The following is a 3,512-nucleotide window of genomic DNA, read 5'->3' on the forward strand; positions in this document are numbered from 1 at the left end:
CGAAAGCGGTGTATCAGCCAACACATAGTGTGACTGGTAGGACGCCTTCGCGAGCAGGCTCGCTCCCACAAGGGATCTGTGTTTTGAGACAAATCTGAACAATCCTGACCCATGCGATGTACTTCGGAACCAGATTCGCGTGCCATACTCCAAGGCACTTCGATTCAGACAGATGAAGCCGCACATGACCAAAGGATTGATTCGCGCGATTGGCGCCTTGTTGACTGCGCTGGCCCTCTACAGCCTGCTGGGGTTTCTGATTTTGCCGGGCATTGCCCTGCGAGTGGCCAACCAGCAACTGGCCAATTACGCCACGGTGCCGGCGCATATCCAGCGCATCGAACTCAACCCGTTCAGCCTTGAGGTCACCTTGTGGGGCCTGGTTATTGGTGAACCGGGCAAAGAGCAGGTGGGCTTCGAACGCCTGTACGCCGACCTGCAAATCGACAGTCTGTGGACCAAAGCCCTGCATCTGGCGAACATCGAACTGGACAAGCCGAAGACCGAAATCCTCTTCGCCAAAGACGGCAAGCTCAATCTGCTCGGCCTGTTCAACGTGCCGGCCAGCGAACCGGTTCCGGCCGATCCCGACGCCAAACCGTTCCCGCTGCGCATCGACAACATCAAACTGGCCAGCGGCGTCGTGCACTTTCAGGACGTGCGCCCAAGCGAGCCGATTGAATTCCTTTACGACGACCTCAGCTTTGAACTGAAAAACCTCAGCACCCTGCCCGAAGACAGCGCCGACATGACCCTCGTCGCGATCGGCCCGGCCGGCGGACGAATCGACTGGAGCGGCAATTTCAGCCTGATCCCGTTCACTTCCGAAGGCACCCTGAAAGTCACCGACGGCAAGATGAAAGCCTTCTGGCCTTACGTGCGTGACTCGGTGCCTTTGGTACTCAACGACGGCGTGGTAAGCCTCAGCACCGAATACAAACTCAACCTGTCGAAAGAAACCGAACTGCTGCTGAACAACGTTAACGTCAGCATCGCGCCGTTCGCGATCAGCGCTCCGGATGGCCGCCCGCTGGCCAAGCTTGAGCGCCTCGACGTCAGCGACACCAGCATCGATCTGGCCAAGCAACACGTGGTGGTCGGCAAGATCCGCAGCCAGAAACTGGAAACCTGGGCCGCCCTCGAAGCTGACGGCCAGCTCGACTGGCAAAAACTGTTCGCCAGCCAACCGTCAAAACCTGCTGCCAAAGCCGCCGCCGAACCGGCCAGCACACCGGCCGCTGCCGATTCGCCGAAAGCCGAACCGACAGCGCCAAGCAAACCATGGCAAGTGCTGCTCAAAGACGTGCAACTGCGCGACTACACCGTTCACCTCGCCGACCGTTCCGCCACGCCTGCGGTGGCGCTGGATATCACGCCGCTGAACATTGATCTGCAAGATTTCGACAGCCTCAACGGCTCGCCCTTCAAGGTCAAACTCGATAGCGGCGTCGGCAAATCAGGCAAGCTCAGCGCCGACGGCACGGTCAATCTGGCGCCGGTCAACGCTCAACTCAATGTGAAAACCCAGGACATCGACCTGCGTGTCGCACAGTCCTACATCAACCCGTTTATTCGTCTGGAACTGCGCAGCGGCATGCTCGGCAGTGACCTCAAGGTCAACCTCAAGAGCACCGAGCCGCTGGCCCTCAGCGTGACCGGCCGCGCGCAGATCGATCAACTGCACACCCTCGACACCCTGAAAACCCGCGACTTCCTCAAGTGGCAGCAAGTGGTGGTCGAAGGCCTGAATTATCAGCACGGTGACAGCCTGTCGATCGACAAGGTCAACCTGTTCCAGCCGTATGCGCGCTTCATGATCAACGATGATCGCACCACCAACATCGACGATCTGCTGATCCCGCAACCGGCCGACAGTGGCGCGAAATCCACTGCGGCGAAACCGGCCAGCAAGGACAAACCGCTGGGCATTCATATCGGCGGCATTGCGATCAATGACGGCTCGGCCAACTTCGCCGACTTCAGCCTGACGCCAAACTTCGCCACTGCGATCCAACAACTGAACGGTCAGATCGGCACCATCGACAGCCGTCAGGCGAAACCGGCCAGCGTCGACATCAAGGGCAAGGTCGACCGCTATGCACCGGTGACCATCAAGGGCGCGGTCAATCCCTTCGACCCGATGGCCAGCCTCGACATCGCCACCAGTTTCAAACGCGTCGAGCTGACCACGCTGACGCCGTACTCCGGCAAGTTCGCCGGTTACCGGATCCGCAAGGGCCGGCTCAATCTCGACCTGCATTACCTGATCACCAGAGGCCAACTGAAAGCCGAGAACAAAGTGGTGGTCGAACAGTTGCAGCTCGGTGAGAAAGTCGACAGCCCGGATGCCGTGAGCCTGCCGCTGAAACTGGCGATTGCGCTGCTCAAGGACGTCGACGGCAAAATCTCCATCGAATTGCCGGTGACCGGCGACCTCAACAACCCGCAATTCAGCGTGATGCCGATTGTCTGGCAGACTCTGCGCAACTTGATCGTCAAAGCCGCAGCGGCGCCGTTCAAGCTGATTGGCGGTTTGGTCAGCGGTGGCGGTTCCGAAGACCTCGGCACCGTGTCGTTCGCGCCGGGCTCCAGTGAGTTGAGCAAAGACGCCGAAGGCGCGCTGGTGAAACTGTCGCAAGCGCTGAAAGAACGCCCTGCCCTGCGTCTGGAAATCGAAGGCACCGCTGCGCAAAGCAGCGATGGTCCGTTGATCGCCGAGCAGCGTCTGGAACGTGAATATCAGTACAACTACTACAAGATGCTCCAGCGCCGTGGCGATAAAGTCCCGGCTCAAGCATCTTTGATCGAAGTGCCGGAAGGCGAAAAAGGCCCGCTGCTCGAAGGCATTTATCGCACCCGTCTGAAAACCCAGCCGCCGGCTGAGTGGAAGGATCTGGGCAAGGAAGAACGCACGGCGAAAATGCGTGAAGGCGTGATCAAGTTCTGGAGTGGCAGCGATGTGTTGCTGCGTCAGTTGGGTCAGGATCGCGCCAGCAGCATCAAGGATTATCTGGTCGACAAAGGCCAACTGGCCGATGACCGCGTGTACTTCATCGACGCCAATCTCGGTCAGGCTGAAAGCGATGGTCGGGTGATCACACCGCTGCATCTGGACGCCGAGTAATGACAGGCAAGTGGCTGGCGGCGATCGCCCTGACGCTGGCTGCCAGCCACGTCTGGGCGTCGGATACGTTGCGCTGCGGCAGTCAACTGGTCAGCCTCGGCGACCGCGCCAGCGAAGTGCTGCAGAAGTGCGGCGAACCGGTTGGTCGCGATCCGCTGGGTTACAAGCGCAGCGCCAATCGGCGTGAAGAGTTTCAGGTCGAGGAATGGACGTACGGGCCGAACAACGGCATGTACCAATACCTGCGCTTTGAAGGCAATCGCCTGCGGCAGATCACCAGCAAACGCGGTAACTAACCGCTAACACAGATCCCATGTGGGAGCGGGCTTGCTCGCGAAAGCGGTGTATCCGTCAATACATATTTGGCTGACACACCGCCTTCGCGAGC

Annotated in this window: 2 protein-coding genes; both read left to right on the top strand. The window is 59.4% G+C overall.

Annotated elements, in window-relative coordinates; all coding sequences use genetic code 11:
* Positions 1 to 172 precede the first annotated feature (172 nt).
* Entirely contained in the window at positions 173 to 3,124 is a 2,952-nt protein-coding gene (locus QMX93_RS30230; RefSeq protein WP_282359255.1) for a DUF748 domain-containing protein, read from the top strand.
* Positions 3,124 to 3,420 (top strand): DUF2845 domain-containing protein, encoded by a 297-nt coding sequence (locus QMX93_RS30235; protein ID WP_159815142.1) that lies wholly within the window; start codon positions 3,124 to 3,126, stop codon positions 3,418 to 3,420. The genes QMX93_RS30230 and QMX93_RS30235 overlap by 1 nt, the downstream gene beginning before the upstream one ends.
* The last annotated feature ends 92 nt before the right edge of the window (positions 3,421 to 3,512 follow it).

Source organism: Pseudomonas sp. PS01303 (genome assembly GCF_029959385.1).
Classification (GTDB): domain Bacteria; phylum Pseudomonadota; class Gammaproteobacteria; order Pseudomonadales; family Pseudomonadaceae; genus Aquipseudomonas; species Aquipseudomonas rustica.

Bases quoted from the DNA above. Each gene is read 5' to 3' on its own strand.
- QMX93_RS30235 (WP_159815142.1), top strand. From the start codon at position 3,124: ATGACAGGCAAGTGGCTGGCGGCGATCGCCCTGACGCTGGCTGCCAGC.
- QMX93_RS30230 (WP_282359255.1), top strand. From the start codon at position 173: ATGAAGCCGCACATGACCAAAGGATTGATTCGCGCGATTGGCGCCTTG.